Below are 17,108 nucleotides of genomic sequence, written 5' to 3' on the forward strand. Positions count from 1 at the left end.
ATCTTTTTGCGTCAAGCATCAAAGGATTTAATGGATGAGTCGATTGCCTTCGACGACTGCGCTGCGGTGTCTCGATGCCAGTGCGCGGCTGCTGAGCTTCACCCGCGCTGCGGAGGAACTGCACTTGACCCAGGGCGCGGTCAGTCACCACATCTTGCAGTTGGAGCGCCAATTGGGCGTGCCGCTGTTTCTGCGCCGAAAGAGTGGTCTCGAGTTGACCCAGGCGGGCAGAAAGTACTGGAATGACACCTCAGGGATCCTGAGGCAGCTTGAGCGGGCCACTGAGAGCATCATCACAACAGGCGGACGGGGCGGCTCCCTGAACCTCTCCGTATCGTCCAGTTTCGCGAACTACTGGCTCATGCCGCGCCTGCAGTCATTTGTCGCGGCCAATCCCGACATCACGCTGAACCTGTCGACACGGGTGGGCCCCGTGGACTTCGCCTCTAGCGACGACGATGCCGCCATCGAGTTTTGCAGTGGCCCGCTACCGGGCATCTCGGCGGTATTGATTCTTCGTGCCGAACTGAGACCCTACGTCGCGCCGGGTTTGCTCGCGCAGTTCAGACAATCCAAGCACATAAGAAGCCACGCGTTGAACCTCGGCCAAATCGCCGATTTCCTGCGCGCCCATACGTTGATCCGTCGCGTGACGGTATTGGATGCATGGCCAGGTTGGCTCTCCCTGACCGGGTTGCAGGACTCGGTTTCCGACACGCATATGAATGGCGGCCCTCGCTACGCCCTGCTATCGATGGCGTTGAATGGTGCGATTGCAGGACTTGGGGTGGCCCTGTTGCCTGAATTTATTGCTGCCAACGCGGTGGAATCGGGCAAGCTGGTCTGCCTTTGGGATGAGCCTTGGGTTGCGCCACGGGCCTACTACTTGCGCTGGCCCGAGCGACGCTCCGAACTCGACGTCCTCAAACGATTTGCGCATTGGGTCTCGCAAGAAGCCGAATCGAACATCGCGAACACCTGAGTATCCGAGGGCGCGTAGTCATTGCGAGGTGGGCGTTTTTCTATTCCGGTAGCGGCCCGCGGCGTTTGCACCGTCAGCCCGCCGATACGCCCGCTACCCCCCCGTTGCAATTCACGGACGGATTGCCCTAAATGGGGATTGACGGCGCCTCGGTACCATTCGTAGACTGGCCGCAACATACCCCGCAACACGTGTCGCCTCCGGGCGATGTCCCTCTCGACGGAGGGCGTGCAAGAGGCGGGGTTTTCCATCTTTCAACGCCTGGCATGCAGCCACGCGGCCTTGCCCCAGCCGACCCCGGATCGCCATTGGAGAGGTCGGCGGCACCAGCGAATTTGCCGGTTTCGCACGGCGCGCCCGCCACTGGGTGACGCCAAAAAACCCATAACAATAAGAAACCGGCGCGCGGCAACTGTTGAACGGGAATGTTTATGACCAGTAGCGACTTGCAGGCAAGGCTTGACGCCTATTACCTGCGTGCCTTGGCCGATGCCAAAACCGGGTTTGAACCCCACTTCGACGTCCTCTCGGCGCCGTTCCTGCTGTCCGTCTCCGACGATTATCTCGATGCAGCGGTACGCATCATGTTCATCGGCAAAGAGACCAACGGCTGGTACGGGAAGCTCGGGGCGTACTACCAGTCCGAGGATTCCCTGGAAAAGATTAAGCTCCGATACGCCGATCAGTTCAAGCGCGGAACCAGCGGAAGCCCGTTCCTGCGACGGACGAAGGCCGTGGCCGGGGAACTCGCAGGCGGCAAGCGCACGGCGATCTGCTGGAACAATCTGATGAAGATGGACTGGGATCAGGGCAAGTCCGGCTCGCGCAACTCACTCAAGCACTCCAAAGAGTTGTTCGACTTCTCCGTCGCCACGGTGCGTTTCGAGATTGAAGTGCTCAAACCGGATCTCATCATCCTTGGATGTGGATCCAGCTACGATTCAGCCGTCCATGCCATCCTCCCCAATCGGGTGACCCAGTACAAGGTGCCGCGCCGCCTGTGGCACTTCCAATCAAACGGCATCGAGTGCTTCCGCACCTACCATCCTGGCGCACGCCAGACGCCGGCTACCGGGCCAATCGAGGTCTACTACGACGATATCGTAGGTCGCGCGAAGGCCCGGTTCGCTAAACAGCTTGCGCAAGGAAACCTGCAGGACTACCTGCCTGCGAGAGCCGCTTAGATCAGGATGAACTGGCGGACATCGCGGCCCAATCTCTCGTGCGTGCTGTTGCTTAGATTGGTGAAGTGGCCCAGGACATCCTGGCCTACGGGAGGGAACTTCATTTAATTGTCTTGGATAGGCGAGTCGACGCCGGTAGAAAGTAAGTCTGTCGACAGGAGAGCTCATCTTCGCGACCGTGGACTTGCCGAAGAAGTCTTCGTCGTAGTCAGGTGATCCTGCTCGGACCCAGAGGGATGGGATGTCGAACGACCAGTTGAATCCGAAACCCTTCTCGGTCGTTCGCTCTTCCGTCCCGGTGGCCGGCGCTTCCACTTTATCGACCCCCAACGGTTATGAGCTGGCCGTATGATCTCTCCGAACCGACCGGCAAGGTGAAGCGTGGTGTCTTCTGGTCCTTAGCCGGCTTCATCGGGCAGCCTGTGCAGGACTATGCCGCCGAAGCTGGCATCCAGTTGCTAGATGGTGCGGGCATCGTTGAACGTATCCGTGCTTTGGACGCTGAAAAACGAGATGAATTGCTGGCACGGACGTTTGAAGGTGACTATCAGACGCCAGCCTGTGTGGCCTGTGGCGTAAAGATGGTGGCCCGTCAAGGCGACGGCGGGTCATTCTGGGGCTGTCACAACTATCGGAAGGGGTGTCGGGTCACGCTTCCACGTGCGGCCTGATGCCGGCACCAGAGGCGACTTTCCGACCCATTGCAGTCGCAGGCGCCAGCGAAAACTAACGTCGGATAGCGGTCGGCTACAGCGCCCCATTTGAGCGCTCACTGGGCACGCACGACGCTGACCATCGCAAAGCCAGGCATGAGAGAGCCCGCGCACACTGCGCGGGCTTCCGGATTGTGGTGGGCTATGGCGACGACGGCGGGATATGGGCGAATGATCCTTCGCTGCCAACGCAGCATGCCCTATGGCGTAAAGCGTTCGACGGTAGCGACATCGGTACTGCCAACGGAGCCGCCGAGCATGAGCACGCTGCCATCGGCGAGGCCCACGGCCTGCGCCGCGCTGCGCCCCGCAGCCATCGGGGCGCCCGGGATCCACGTGTTCGTGGCCGGGTCGTAGATCTCGGTCGAGGTCGTGCGCACGCCGCCACCGCCCAGGATCGTGCCCCCGGCCACCAGCACGCGTCCATCCTGGAGTCGCGTGATGGTCGGCTGCGAACGCGCCGCGACCATGCTGCTGGCCGTCCACGCGGAGGTGGCCGGGTAGTAGCGGTACGCGCGCGGTGCACTGGGGTTCGTGGCATCGCCCGAGACGAGAATTGTGCCATCGGCCAGTGTTGTGCCCATGGTCACGTTGCCGAATACGACGGGTGCGGGGGAGATGGTCGTGCCGCTGTCGTCGATGGCGATACGCTCGGTGGTGCCGAGCACGCCGCCGCTGTTGATGCCGCCCATCAGCAGGACATTGCCATCGGGCAGCTGTGCCGCGGCGTGCTGCGCGCGCGGGTTGGTCAGCAATGTGTTCATGCGCGTCCAGGTGCCGGCCACCGGGTCGTACAGGTCCTTGCTGGCCAGGACCGTGACAGAGCCGCCGAGTTGGTTGAAGCCGCCCGCGACGAGCAGCTTGCCGTTCGCGAGCAGCGTGGCCGATTGGTTCTGGCGCGCGTCGCTCATGGCGGCTGCGGGACTCCACGTGCCCGTGGCGGGGTCGTAGAGCTCTGCGGAGGCGGTTTCGATTTGCGTGAATACCTGGCCGCCCGTGACAAGCACGCGGCCATCGAGCAGCAGCGTTGCCGTATGGCTGCTGCGGGGCAGGGACATCGTGCCGGTAGGTGCCCAGAGGTCGGTGGCCGGGTTGTACAGCCATGCGCTGCTGGTCGAGCCACCGCCGGCAAAGCCACCCGCGACAAGCACGAGCCCGTTGTTGAGGCGCGTGGCCGTAAAGTAGTGCACCGGCAAGGGCATTGGCGCTAGTGCCGAACTCCAATTGCCGCGCGACGTGATGGTGATCTGCATGTGCGCCTGTGTGCTGCCCGCCGTATTGCTGCCGGTGATCGTGTACGTGATGGCCGACTGGGCGGCTGTGGGCGTGCCGCTGATCACGCCGGTATTGGCGTTGAGGCTCAGCCCCGCGGGCAGCACAGGCGCGACCGTGAAGCCGGTGATCGCACCACCCGTCGCCACGGGCGCGTTCGGTATGACAGGTTCGGTGGTGAAGTAGAGCGGATTCGCCGTCGTGTAGGACAGGCTGGCGGGCGCGACCACGGCGGCGACCACCGTGATTTGCAGCGTGGCGGTGGTCGATCCGGTCACGTTGGTGCCGGTCACGGTGTACGTCGCGGCGGCCGTTGTCGCGGTGGGTGTACCGCTGATGATGCCGGTCTGCGCGTCGAGCGAGAGACCCGCCGGCAGCGCGGGCGCAATGCTGTAGGCCGTGATGGGGCCGCCGCCGCTGGTCGGCGTGTTGGCCGAAATGGCCTGGCCGGCGGCGTACGTGACCGTGGCTTCGCGGTAGCTCAACGATGCCGGTGCAGCCGCCACGCTGCGCACCTCGATCTGTACGCGCGCGGTGGCGCTGCCGGCCGCATTCTCTGCCGTGACCGTATAGATGGCCGAAGCGCTTTCCGATGCAGGCGTGCCCGTGATGACTCCGCTGGCGCCGTCAAGCGAGAGACCCGCCGGCAGGGCCGGGGCAACCGTGTAGCGCTCGATGGCGCCGCCGCTGGCGGTCGGTCGGTTCGGCACGATCGGACTACCAACCGGATAGACGGCCGATGTCATGCCGTAGGCCAGGCCGGCCGGCGGATCCAGCGATGACTCGTCCGCCACGCATGCCGAAAGCAGGCACGTGATCAGCAGGAGCAACCAGGTGATTGCGCGCCGTGACGAGCGCGCGTGGGATGACACATGTGCCCGCATGGTGGAAAACAGCGGCGCGAATCCGTGTGCGTTGACAACAGAGCAATAGAGCATGAACCCGACCCGTATCAAGAGAAAAGCACCGTCCTGCAAACTGGGCGAAAACGGAGGCGCCTGGAGCTGGCGCGCGTGCGCGACTTTAGCAGAGAGGTCAACGCCTCCGCGTCCCCACTTCAGGGGACATGCCAAAGCCGTTTTGTTCAGTACCGGACCGATAGACATACCTGCGGACATCGGCAAGGGGTAGTTGTCGTGCCGATGCCTGAACGCCCGGCCATAGCAATGGAGCATCGCAGCCGGGCGATAGAGCAGGGGATGCCGGACATCAGGGGGACAGGCTGGGTTGACAACCCTCCGGGCAGCTATGTTTATCGAAGTTGATTGATCAATATTGTTTTTTTGCGGCGTTTGCAACGAATTTTTCCGAAGAACCGCATGCGTATTCATTGTTTTGCTTGAGTTGCCCAGGGTCATAGCATGACGACCTTCCTCCACGGTAGCGCAACAACAATGAAGACCTATAACGCTCCTCCGTCCGCTGACAGAGCCAAGTCAGCCTCTTCGCAGTCAGACACCGCCCACCAAGTTTCTCAAGGTCTGCGCATCAGCCTGTTGGGCGCCGCGGCGGCGGCGCTCGTCTCGCTTGTCGCGTGCGGCTCTGACGGCAGTGCGCCGATTGCCTCAGGTAGCGGCACCGTGACGCCACCTGCCACGGTAACGCCGCAGAAGCGATCCAACATCCTTTACATCATGGCCGACGACCTCGGCTATTCGGATATCAAGGCGTTCGGTGGCGAAATCGAGACGCCGAACCTCGACGCGTTGGTGGCATCGGGCCGTATTCTCACGAATCACCATACCGGCACGGTATGCGCCATTACCCGATCCATGCTGATTTCGGGCACGGACCACCATCTGGTGGGAGAGGGCACGATGGGCGCGCCTAACGACGAGCGCAAGGGATTGCCGGGGTATGAGGGTTATCTCAATGACAGCGCACTGTCGGTAGCGCAACTGTTGAAGGATGCCGGTTATCACACCTACATGGCCGGCAAGTGGCACCTCGGTGCTGGCATCGTCGGCGCGGCCACCACCAACGGTAAGACACCGGATCAATGGGGCTTTGAACGTAGCTACGCGCTCTTGGGCGGTGCAGCGTCGAACCATTTCGCGCATGAAGCTGCTGGTTCGAAGAACTACACCGAAAACGGCCAGTACGTGCAACCGGGACAACCTGGCCAACCCGGTGGCGCCGGCGGGTCGCCGGCTGTTTTCTACTCGACCGACTTCTACACGCAGAAGCTTATCGAATACATCGATGCCAACAAGGCCGACGGTAAGCCGTTCTTTGCCTACGCTGCGTATACATCGCCTCACTGGCCGTTGCAGGTGCCGGAGCCTTGGCTGAGCAAGTACAAGGGCAAATACGACGCCGGGTATGACGCCATCCGCAATGCACGCATTGCTCGTCAGAAAGCGCTGGGTATCATCCCAGCCGATTTCAATCCGTACTCCGGGCTACCGGAAGCGCTTGTCGCGCCTACGGGTACGGCTGCCAATGGCACTGCAGGCGCCAAGTACATCAATGCCCTGAACGGTCCGGCACAAGGCTATACCGACTATGGCCCGGGCTTCGTTGACAAGGCCTGGGCCAGCCTTACGCCTGATGAACGCAAAGCGCAGGCTCGCTACATGGAGATCTATGCGGGCATGGTTGAAAACCTCGACCACAACATTGGACTGCTGGTCCAGCATCTGAAGGACATCGGCGAATACGACAACACGTTCATCATGTTCCAGTCCGACAACGGCGCTGAGGCATGGCCGATCACCACTGCGGATCCGCTCGCCACCGATACTGCGAACGCGGCTGAGCCGGTGTACTCGACGCTGGGTACCGATAACGGTCTGCAGTCGGCCAAGCGGTTGCAATACGGACTTCGGTGGGCGGAAGTCAGTGCCACGCCGTTCCGCCAGACGAAGGGCTATATGGGCGAGGGCGGCATTTCCACACCAGCCATCGTGAAGCTGCCGGGCCAGTCCGCGCAACAACCTACCATCCGTGCATTTACGCACGTGACCGACAACACGGCGACGTTCCTGGCCGTGGCGGGGGTTGCGCAGCCGAACGCGGCGGCGCCGGCCAATGTCGACGCGTCGACAGGTGTGGACCTCAACAAGGGCAAGGTGGTGTATAACGGCCGCAACGTCTGGCCTATCACGGGGCAGTCTCTGCTGCCGGTTCTGCGCGGCGAGGCAACGGGCGAGGTGCGTACAACACCGTTTGGCGAGGAATCTTATGGCCGCGCCCAGATCCGCAGCGCTGATGGTCGTTGGAAGGCGTTGTGGACTGAACCCGCGCAGTTTGGTCCGGCGGACGGTCATTGGGAGTTGTTTGACCTGACGGTCGATCGCAGCGAGAACAACGATGTGTCCGCTAGCAACGTCACCGTACTCGGCAACCTTATCACGCAGTGGAAGGCCTACATGAGTAGCGTGGGCGGAGTCGAGCCCGCACGCCCGAAGGGCTACTACTGACCGATGGCACGCATCATGGCAATTTCTCCAAGGATGCGTGGTGTCGCCCGGGCCGCCGTGATAGCGGCGGCCTGTGGCGCGGCGCTTGCCGGCATCTACAACGCTCGGGCGGTGGGCCACGATGGCAGTTCGCTGCCCACTGGCGGCTTCGATAGCGCCAACGCTGCACGCGCACTCGCTGCGCTCGGCACTGAGCGCGAATGCGAACGCTATGGAGGTCTGCCGCAGGGCTGGGGCCTCGACGCCAAGGCCGGCATGGTACATCTAAGCGGCGGCGATTTCGTGCTGGGGAGCCGGCGTGGCTATTCTGACGAGCGTCCCGCCGGCACCGGCCGCACACGCGTCGCGGGCTTCTGGATCGACCAGACGGAAGTCACCAACGCGCAGTTCGCCGCCTTTGTGAAGGCAACCGGCCATGTCACCGATGCCGAACGCCAGCATGGCGCGGCAGTCTTTCATTTGCCGAGCCAAGCCGAACTTGGCACGCGTCCTCTGGCCTGGTGGACTTGGGTGCAAGACGCCTCGTGGAGGCATCCGGAGGGACCTGCCAGCGACCTGCGCGGCCGCGACAATCATCCGGTGACGCTGGTCACCCAGCGCGATGCGCTAGCTTACGCAAAGTGGCTGGGGCGTGATCTGCCGACCGAGGCCGAGTGGGAGTATGCGGGCAAGGCGGGCCATGAGGATGCGTCACTCGATACCGCACCACGCGATGTCGCTGGCAAGCCGTCCGCGAACTATTGGCAGGGGAACTTTCCCCTAATGAACACAAACGAAGACGGCCATGTTGGACGGTCCCCGGTCGGCTGCTACGCCGCCAGCGACTACAAACTGTTCGACATGATCGGGAACGCCTGGGAATGGACGCGGGATGTCTACACCGGCGAGCACCAGGGACATGCCAACGGCGACACCGCTGCCGTCGCGCCCGCTGGGCGTGCGCATGGGACAGGAAGCAACACACCGATGGTCATCAAGGGCGGTTCGTTCCTCTGCTCTTCCGACTATTGCGTGCGATATCGCGCATCCTCACGCGAACAGCAAGAGGCTGATCTGCCCGCTTCGCATATCGGATTCAGAACGGTGCTGCGCGACAAGGGCTAGCGTTTGGCCGAGGCTGCCCGGAAGAATGCCGTCGGACGCTTGAACTTGCCGGTGTTTTCGCCATTGAGCAACCTGCGCGATGTTCCGAAAGCCTAAATCTCCTCGTTTTTCATAGTTGTCTTCATCAAGAGCCAGCAGGCCACCCTGGACGTTGCTTGGGCCGAGAGGCTTCTCTCGCTTCGCGACGCCTCGATCAAGCATCGATTCGCATGACCGGTTGGTTTTAAAAGGCGCCGGCTACGGGTACAGGGGCGCCCTTCAACGCCAGCCGAGACCGGGAGACACCTGCTGCAGAACGGTTTCGATCACGTGGGAGCAGTACTCCACACCGAGCTGGTTCGGGATAGTCAGCAGTAGCGTATCTGCCGCGGCGATGGCCTCATCCTTTGCCAATTGGTTGATCAGTGCGTCAGGTTCTCCAGCGTAGTTTCGTCCAAAGATCTTCTGCACGTCATCTTCGAGGAAGCCAACGGTATCCGCAGTCTGCGTGCCACGGCCGAAATACGCCCGGTCCTGCTCATTTACCAAGGGGAAGATGCTACGGGTAACCGAGACCCGCGGCTCCCGTGTATGACCTGCCTCTTTCCATGCGGCGCGGTACGCGCGAATCTGCTCGGCTTGCTGGATATGGAGCGGACGCCCGGATTCGTCGTTTTTCAGCGTCGAGGTCTGCAGGTTCATGCCCATTCTGGCGGCCCATTGCGCGGTCGCATTAGAGCCCGAACCCCACCAGATCCGGTCCCGAAGCCCCTCGGAATGCGGCTCGACGCGTAGCAGTCCAGGTGGGTTGGCAAACATCGGCCGCGGATTAGGCTGCGCAAATCCCTTGCCCTGCAGGACTTCGTAAAACACCTCCGTATGGTGCCGGGCCAGATCGGCGTGGGTTTCGCCTTCCGCGGGCGCGTAGCCGAAATAGTGCCAACCATCGGCAACCTGTTCGCCGGAGCCCCGGCTGATCCCGAGCTGCAGCCGCCCGCCGGAAATCAGATCGGCCGCGCCGGCTTCCTCCGCCATATACAGGGGGTTTTCGTAACGCATGTCGATGACCCCCGTGCCGATCTCGATGCGATGGGTTCTCGCGCCGATTGCCGCGAGCAACGGAAACGGCGAGGCCAACTGCTGAGCAAAATGATGGACGCGGAAAAATGCCCCATCCGCGCCCAGCTCCTCGGCGGCGACGGCCAAATCAATCGACTGCAGCAACACGTCTGCAGCGGTCCTTGTGCGAGAGCTCGGGCTTTGGCCCCAATGGCCGAAAGAGAGAAATCCGATTTTTTTCATGATGGTGTACTGCAGTGATGTTCCGATTCGATTTGGGAGGGCGCGCGCGTCAGTCAGCGGGTCTTCCAGGATGACGGATCATTCCGCCGGGAAGTCTGTAGACGCCGACAACGTCTTCCATGCCTCCGTCTCCGTCGCCACGTACGCATTCTTGCCGGCGATCGCCTTCAGGGTATCGGTGCCCAGCGGCAAGCGCAACGGCGGTGTTTTTGCGTCGACGAGCGCGACGACCGCCGTTGCCAACCGCTCTGGATCGCCGGGCTGGTTGTGATTGATGACAACGGCAAGCTCGCGCAGCTTGCCCGAGCTCTCGGCGTAGTCGTCAATCACGTCCGCGCCGACGGCAAGCGACGACGCGTCCAGGAAATCCGTGCGGAAGAATCCGGGCTCGATCATGGTCGCATGAATGCCGAGCGGCTTCAGTTCCGCGTGTAACGCTTCCGTGATGCCCTCGACCGCGAACTTCGTCGAGCTGTACACGCCGACGCCTGCCGCTGCCTGATAGCCAACGATCGACGACAGGTTGATGATGTGCCCCGAACGCTGTTTGCGCATGGTCGGCAGCACCGCACGCGTCACACTGAGCAGGCCGAAAACGTTGGTTTCGTAGATGCGGCGGACTTCGGAATCGCTCGATTCTTCCACGGCGGCGAGCAGCCCGAAGCCGGCGTTGTTGATCAGCACGTCGATACGGCCAAACCTGTCGATGGCGGCATCGACGGCGGCCCTGACTTGCGCTTCGTCCGTCACGTCGAGGGGAACCGCCAGCAGCGCGGGCGATTCGCCCAGCCGCTCGACGATTGCGGAGGCGTTGCGACCCGTGGCCACAACCGCGTTACCATCGGCAAGGGCTGCCTTCGCCATCAACGCGCCAAGACCGCGCGTTGCGCCGGTAATGAACCAGACGCGCTTGAACTGTAGTGTCGTATGAGTAGTCATGAGTTGCTCCTGAGTTGTGGGGGAAATTCGATGAATGGGCTCAGCATTGCTGGCGTGACAGGACCGCACCCGCTCGATCCGGGGTGACGCGGGGCCTTCTGGCGGCGAAGGCGATCACCGTCGCGACACCCAACGCCAGGACACCGATCATTGCGCCTGCGATACCGATCTCGGGCAGACCCAGCGCGTCGATGACGTTGCCGCCAACGACGGCTCCCATGCCGATCCCAGCGTTGAAGATTGAGACGTTCAGCGATGCCGTCAGGTCCTGGAGCGCCGACGGCGCTGCGCGAATGGTTCGCACGTGGTTGGTCACGAACCCGGCCGCGTGCGCGGCTCCCCAGATCGCAAGCGCCGCCATGGCAGCGAGATGGCTATCGAGGAGGTAGGGAAAAGCCGCCATGGCGAGACCGGCGATGACAACGGCGGCGACTGCCGCACGCAGAGGATTCACATCCACGAATCGGCCAGCAATTTCATTGCCAACGATGCCCGAAACGCCGAACCCCATCAGGATCCAGCCCGTCGAGGCACCGCTGAAATGCCCGACCCGCGTCAGTAGGTCGGCGAGGTAGATGTACGACGTGAACATTGCCGTCAACGCGAGAAACGACATCGCCAGATGGCTTACGATCATGGGTTGGATCAGCGTCCTGAAAGGCGCGGCGGTTGCGTCCTCGGCCTGCGCCTCAATGCGGGGAAAGAACTTCCACATCACGACCGCCATGGCGGCGCAGAGGGTTGCACCAGCGGCAAATGCCATCCGCCATCCGAATGCGTCGGCCAATATCGTCGTGATCGGCGATCCGATGACGCTCGCGATGGACACGCCAGCGAATACGGTGGAGATGGCGCGTCCGGGATTGCCTGGCTCAGCTACCCGGGCCGCCGTCGATGTGGCCATGCTCCAGAACGCGGGCAGCGCCAGGGCCGAAGCGATCCGTCCGGCAGCCAGCACCGCATAGTTCGGTGCCATCGCTGCGATGGCCGCACCGATGGCGGTGACCGCGAGGACGCCGGTGAAGAGCCGTCGCCGCTCGACCCGGCGCAATGCGAGCGTCAGGAATGGACCAGTGATCGCCACGGTGAAAGCGAAGGCACTGACCAGCAACCCGACCTGCGGCACCGGCACGTCAAGATCCTGCGCGATCAGCGGAATGACGCCGATGATATTGAATTCATTGGTGAGCATCGCAAAGGCGGCTGCCGCCAACAGGGGAACCGAAAGTTTCATGATCTCTGTCCTCGTCCGCGGTCCCGGCCTGGCTGGTGGCTGCACCGCAAGATCAATCAGGGGGGGCGCCAACCGAAAAGGGCCAGCGCGTGGAGACTTTTCCAGAGGGGGGGGCGGCACGATCCCGGCCGCCGGCTTCTCAGAAATCCTGCACCGTGGGACGGATCACGATCTCGTTCACGTCGACGAACGCAGGCTGGGCGATGGCATACGCGATGGCCTGCGCAATGGCATCGGCCGGAATGGCCATCTTGTAGAAATCGACGACGAAATCGCGGCTGTCCTTGTCACCAGAGCCAAACTTGAGCTCGGTGTCGATCGCCCCTGGCGAGATGACGGTGGTGCGAATGTTGCCCCCGACCTCGTGACGCAGCCCTTCGGAAATGGCGCGCACCGCGAACTTGGTGCCCGAATACACCGTACCGCCCGGGCTGAAGACCTTCAGCCCGGCAACCGACGCGATGTTCACGAAATGACCCGATTGCTGCTGTTCAAAGACCGGGAGTGCCGCAGCAACGCCGTAGAGAAGCCCCTTGATGTTGATGTCGATCATGCGGTCCCATTCTTCGGTCTTCCGAAGCGTCAGAGGCGCGATGGCCATCAGCCCGGCGTTGTTCACCATCACATCGAGACGGCCGTGCTGGGCTACGACAGTGCTGACCAGGCGATCGACCTGCGCCTGGTCGGTGACGTCGACGTGGTGCGCGGACGCCTTGCCGCCTTTTGCCTGGATGTCGGCGGCGATTAGCTTGAGCTCGTCTATGCGACGCGCTGCCAGCGCGACGGTTGCGCCTTGCGAGGCCAGCAGCCTTGCGGTTGCTTCTCCAATTCCACTCGATGCACCGGTGATGAGGACGACTTTGCTTGACATGACTGTTCTCCAAGGGAGGTTGAACTGCTTGGAGACAAGTCTCGGCGACGAACCGATTTTTGATTAGACTGGAATATGTAGAATCTCTTTTCCACACATGCAAAAGTCGCCATGACCGAACTTACGGATTTGAACGACATCGCCGTCTTCGTGCGTGTTGTGCAGCTCGATAGCTTCAGCCGCGCGGCGCAAGCACTTGGTATGCCGGTCTCGACCGTAAGTCGGAAGGTCACGGCCCTCGAACAACGCCTTGGCGTGACGCTATTGCAACGTACGACGCGCAAACTTAGCCTGACGACGCAGGGGCGAGCCTACTACGACCAGTGCAGCGAGCCACTGAGTCACCTATTCGATGCCGAGCACGCGATTACGGAGACGCAACGAAAACCCGAAGGGCTGTTGCGGATGTCCGGTCCGGTGATGCTGGAATATGAGCCGTTCTATACATTCTTGTCGGCGTTCTTGAACAAGTATCCTGCCATCCAGGTGGATCTGTACTTCACCAATTTGTTCGTGGACCTGATCGCAGAGAACGTGGACGTCGCCATTCGCTTCGGCGATTTACGGGACTCGAGCCTGGTTGCGCAACGCGTGGGAAGAAGCGTGCGATACCTGGTTGCGTCGCCTGAATATGCCCGGGCGCACGCCCTGCCTGCTCGACCGGAAGACCTCAGCGCGCATCCATGCGTGCTGATCAATGCCCGGAATAACGAGACGGAATGGCAGTTGATGAGCGGGCGAAAGTCGACAAAGATCCGCGTCACGGGCCCCGTCGCCGCACGTGACTTCCACATCGTGAACGCCTTTGTGCGTCGCGGGCACGGCATCGCGCTCCTTCCGTCTGGATATGCCGATGCGCAGATCGCGAGCGGCGAGCTTGTCCGCATCTTGCCGAACTGGTCGTCGCCAGAAATATCGGTGCACGCCGTCTATCCGACGCGCCGCTTTATGCCATCGAAGCTAAGAGCCTTTCTTGACGAGTTGAAGGCTTGGGACAGCCCTCTCTGGCTTCCGCTGTGAGTCGCGAGGCCTAATTGCAATGGGCGACTTCCGCAGACGTTGGCGGTGCAGGTCAAGCGATGCGGTGCCACAGATTTGCATTAGGACCAGCGCCCGAGGTCAATATCGAGGCGGTACGAGTGACGGATTTGGTGGCCATCGCAGCCATCGGCGCGGCGTTGCCATTTTGCCCCGCGAGCGTCTCTTATCCAGTCACGAACTGCCCCTGAGGACAGCCATTTAGTCAGGATGCGCCCTTCCGAAGCTACCGTTGAGCAACGAGCCCCTCCACTGTGGGGTCAAGACTTCTCTGCGAAGTGCCGATGACCAGATCACCCGTCCTCCCAATACTCGTCATCATGAGCCATCGTCTGGTGGGCCGACAAGTCAGTCGACTCGACGACGGGGAAACCATAGCAAATATGAACAGACTGACAAGCCTTTTCCAGGGCGTCGCTATCGCATCGATGTTGGCGGGCTGCGCGCGGCCCCCGTTGATTCCCGCGGCACCTTCGAATGCCAGAATCTGCTGCACATCGCTTGCGTCGTTGCCGACACAGCCTCTGGAGCTGGACGAGTCCGTGTCCATCGCCTTCGATGCTGAACGCTCCCCGGTCTTTTCGTTTCCAGAAGGCAACGGCGCGTTTGCGGCCTTCCAACTCCCCGACGGGGCGGCTGCCAGCACCTTGAGATTGCGTGCGTTCGTCTCCAGCAGCACACTGCCTTTGGCCACCATTGTGCGAGCCAATGTGATGTTCCTCGACGCACAACATGCACCAATCCCCGCCGCTCGCGAAGCAGCGCTGACGCTTGAGCGCCGCGTATTCCGGACTTCGTATGGTGACGGCGTCTTTGCGGTACCTCCCACCGCCGCCTACGCAATCGTCTACACCGGCAGCCCGCGATCCGCGCGCGCAATCGCCAGGTCCGAAAACGGTACGCGCTATGCCATCCCCTTCTCGTATACGGGGGATGTGGATGTGCTGTTGCAGAAGGCGCCGCAATGATGCCCATTGATGCACGCATCGTGGCAGCGGCGCTGACGGGTGCCGTTTCATTGCTCTATGGCTGCGCCCCGATCACACCCGTACCGCCTGATGGCCCATCTGCGCGCGTCAGCTTCCGCGTGGAAGGTACGACCATCCAACATGTATACGAGGCGGACGCCACCGATTGCTTCCTGCCAACCGACCCGACGCGCAGTGACCTGCTGTCGATGACCTACAACCCGCATTCCATCCATTTGATTGGCTCGATTGCAGGGCAACGCATCGGCATGCCGGCAACCGGGAATTTCGCCCCGAAATCGTATGCCGAGACGTACGTTCGCGCAGGTCATCCCATCGTGTTGCGGTTTCGGGTGACGAACCCAAACGGCAATAATATGGCCCAGCAGATCATGTTCAACTTCACACCGGGTAAGGACTACGAACTTATCACGGCCCGCAGCAGCGCAACGGGCTTTGAAACCGTGCTGTCGGAAATCGCCACCCAGGGCAGCCAGGTGAAGACGATTCCTGTGAACGGCGTTGTCCGTATTCCGCTCTGCGCAGGCTAACGCCACACCAACCACGCTGCCGGTCGGCCCGTGCTGGTTTCCGGCGAGCTAGAGCGGCTGCTTTCAGCACGGCATCAGTCATTTTCAAGTAGACCCCAAGGGGCGGCTTCGGGTCGTCAGTTGCCCTGAGCCCCGCATGACGACGCGCGGATCATTGAAGGCTGAAGCTGAGGAGGACTATGGCGCTTTACTTTGATCTCGCACACGGAACCAAGCCGCTACCTTACGCAGGAAATTTCCCGTGGCCTTACGACATCGCCGTGTGCTTTGACTTAGTCCCTCGACCAATAGCATTCAGTGAAGGTGTTGGTCATGGTGCCACCGGATGCGTGGTCTCCGCCATCGAGCGCTGGAGGAAAATGGAAGAAGCACTTCGAGATTACGGGCGCAGATTGGCTTGTTCCTTATATAGAAATGTTGGCGCAGGGCATCCCTGCTTCCCAAGGATGATATCCTGCTTGCCTTTGAAAAGACTCACGGCCGGCCGCCTACCAGCTATGAATCAAGAATCTGGTAGCACAGCAGTTTGGGGGCGGACCGGGTCTATTCCGTCGGTAAACCCGACCGCCCAGCAACTGTGCTTTTGGGTCGCTTAAGCGCTACGCGCGCCGGCGGCCCCCTCACGTCAAACGTTAGCCGTATGAACAATCGCCTGCACTATTTTGCATATGGTTCAAACATGGCTATCCAGAGGCTCAAGGCAAGAGTGCCCTCAGCTCAGTTTGTTTGCAGCGCCAGGCTTAGCGGGCACATTCTTAAGTTCCACAAGCCAAGCAAAGATGGCTCAGGCAAGTGCGATGCGGCACACAGCGGCAACGCAAGTGATCTAGTCTTGGGGGCTGTTTTTTCGATTCTAGAAAGCGAACTGCCACTTCTCGACAAAGCGGAGGGCAACGGCTACGGATACGAACGAAAACCGGTTACTGTGGCCACCGAAGCTCTAGGCGAGATATGTGCACAAACGTACTTGGCCACAAAATTTGATCCATCGCTTCGCCCGCTTGATTGGTACAAAGAGCACGTTATCCGTGGAGCCACATCTATCGCCCTTCCAGCTAGCTACATTGCCTCAATCGAGGCAGTTGCGTGCGATGTAGATACCGATGCAAGCAGGCGAGCAACTGAGCTCGCAATATACGGCTCACAATTCCGACGAGAGGGACCGCCCACAAGCTGCGCTTGTGGGCCCTGCGCTTAGCTCGGGCTGCCTTTCTTTCCACGTTGAAGGTCCGCTTTTCCTTTGCTCGGAGGTCCGCCTAGGGTCGGCCTTCGCCTCTGGCAGCCGCAAGTGCTGACCAGGGTGGGCCGAGGGCAGAGAGCGGCCAGGAGCGGCCCTTCAGGAGCCGACTTCAGATTGTGTGCAATCACCACCAGAAGTACACTTCAGTGCACCTCAAGTCAGAGGCATACGAAAGATTAATCGTAACCGTCCGACGGACAGCGTTCTTGACGACGGGGTTGCTTTCAGGCGGCGGTCGTGCGGAACTGCTCAGCCATGGCCCATGGCAGCAGTTCGCTGACGCGATTGACGGGGTAGTCGGCGATGCGC

General features: G+C 61.4%; 14 protein-coding genes. 9 read left to right on the forward strand and 5 right to left on the reverse strand.

Features of this window, described 5'->3' with window-relative positions:
• The first annotated feature begins 34 nt into the window (after window positions 1-34).
• From CYJ10_RS33990 to CYJ10_RS32285, 3 genes are all read left to right on the forward strand, one after another.
• On the forward strand, window positions 35-982 hold the full coding sequence (locus tag CYJ10_RS33990) for a LysR substrate-binding domain-containing protein (protein ID WP_146002166.1): 948 nt from the start codon (window positions 35-37) through the stop codon (window positions 980-982).
• A 431-nt stretch (window positions 983-1,413) separates the two neighbouring features.
• Complete coding sequence (locus tag CYJ10_RS32280; RefSeq protein ID WP_101685522.1) at window positions 1,414-2,166, forward strand: hypothetical protein; 753 nt, start codon at window positions 1,414-1,416, stop codon at window positions 2,164-2,166.
• Between the two features lie 335 nt (window positions 2,167-2,501).
• Complete coding sequence (locus tag CYJ10_RS32285) at window positions 2,502-2,837, forward strand: hypothetical protein (protein ID WP_180863138.1); 336 nt, start codon at window positions 2,502-2,504, stop codon at window positions 2,835-2,837.
• A gap of 242 nt (window positions 2,838-3,079) precedes the next feature.
• Here the strand turns inward: CYJ10_RS32285 and CYJ10_RS32290 are convergent, their stop codons facing one another.
• Window positions 3,080-4,981 (reverse strand): Kelch repeat-containing protein, encoded by a 1,902-nt coding sequence (locus CYJ10_RS32290; protein ID WP_257993634.1) that lies wholly within the window; start codon window positions 4,979-4,981, stop codon window positions 3,080-3,082.
• Between the two features lie 531 nt (window positions 4,982-5,512).
• Here CYJ10_RS32290 and CYJ10_RS32295 point away from each other — a divergent pair.
• Together CYJ10_RS32295 and CYJ10_RS32300 are read left to right on the forward strand one after the other, a co-directional pair.
• A complete protein-coding gene (locus CYJ10_RS32295) occupies window positions 5,513-7,573 on the forward strand; it encodes an arylsulfatase (RefSeq protein ID WP_257993635.1) in 2,061 nt (686 codons plus the stop codon).
• Between the two features lie 15 nt (window positions 7,574-7,588).
• Window positions 7,589-8,677 (forward strand): formylglycine-generating enzyme family protein, encoded by a 1,089-nt coding sequence (locus CYJ10_RS32300; RefSeq protein ID WP_101685523.1) that lies wholly within the window; start codon window positions 7,589-7,591, stop codon window positions 8,675-8,677.
• Between the two features lie 258 nt (window positions 8,678-8,935).
• Here CYJ10_RS32300 and CYJ10_RS32305 read toward each other — a convergent pair whose 3' ends face one another.
• The 4 genes from CYJ10_RS32305 to CYJ10_RS32320 all read right to left on the reverse strand — a co-directional run bounded on the left by CYJ10_RS32305 (window position 8,936) and on the right by CYJ10_RS32320 (window position 13,002).
• A complete protein-coding gene (locus tag CYJ10_RS32305; RefSeq protein ID WP_101685508.1) occupies window positions 8,936-9,958 on the reverse strand; it encodes an LLM class flavin-dependent oxidoreductase in 1,023 nt (340 codons plus the stop codon).
• 78 nt (window positions 9,959-10,036) lie between these two features.
• Complete coding sequence (locus tag CYJ10_RS32310) at window positions 10,037-10,897, reverse strand: oxidoreductase (protein ID WP_101685509.1); 861 nt, start codon at window positions 10,895-10,897, stop codon at window positions 10,037-10,039.
• 40 nt (window positions 10,898-10,937) lie between these two features.
• Entirely contained in the window at window positions 10,938-12,131 is a 1,194-nt protein-coding gene (locus CYJ10_RS32315) for an MFS transporter (RefSeq protein ID WP_101685510.1), read from the reverse strand.
• A 139-nt stretch (window positions 12,132-12,270) separates the two neighbouring features.
• Window positions 12,271-13,002, reverse strand: coding sequence for an SDR family oxidoreductase (locus CYJ10_RS32320; RefSeq protein ID WP_101685511.1), 732 nt, complete (start codon window positions 13,000-13,002; stop codon window positions 12,271-12,273).
• Between the two features lie 111 nt (window positions 13,003-13,113).
• Here CYJ10_RS32320 and CYJ10_RS32325 point away from each other — a divergent pair, with 111 nt between their 5' ends.
• The 4 genes from CYJ10_RS32325 (at window position 13,114) to CYJ10_RS35325 (ending at window position 16,757) form a co-directional block, all read left to right on the forward strand.
• Window positions 13,114-14,022 (forward strand): LysR family transcriptional regulator, encoded by a 909-nt coding sequence (locus CYJ10_RS32325; protein WP_101685512.1) that lies wholly within the window; start codon window positions 13,114-13,116, stop codon window positions 14,020-14,022.
• Between the two features lie 338 nt (window positions 14,023-14,360).
• Entirely contained in the window at window positions 14,361-15,008 is a 648-nt protein-coding gene (locus CYJ10_RS32330; protein WP_180863139.1) for a MalM family protein, read from the forward strand.
• Window positions 15,005-15,559, forward strand: a complete 555-nt coding sequence (locus tag CYJ10_RS32335) for a hypothetical protein (protein WP_101685514.1) — start codon at window positions 15,005-15,007, stop codon at window positions 15,557-15,559. The genes CYJ10_RS32330 and CYJ10_RS32335 overlap by 4 nt, the downstream gene beginning before the upstream one ends.
• Window positions 15,560-16,199: 640 nt before the next feature.
• Window positions 16,200-16,757, forward strand: a complete 558-nt coding sequence (locus tag CYJ10_RS35325; protein ID WP_219621574.1) for a gamma-glutamylcyclotransferase family protein — start codon at window positions 16,200-16,202, stop codon at window positions 16,755-16,757.
• Window positions 16,758-17,108: the final 351 nt, after the last annotated feature.

Origin of the sequence: Cupriavidus pauculus, assembly GCF_002858765.1 — a bacterium.
GTDB classification, from domain to species: Bacteria; Pseudomonadota; Gammaproteobacteria; order Burkholderiales; family Burkholderiaceae; genus Cupriavidus; species Cupriavidus pauculus_B.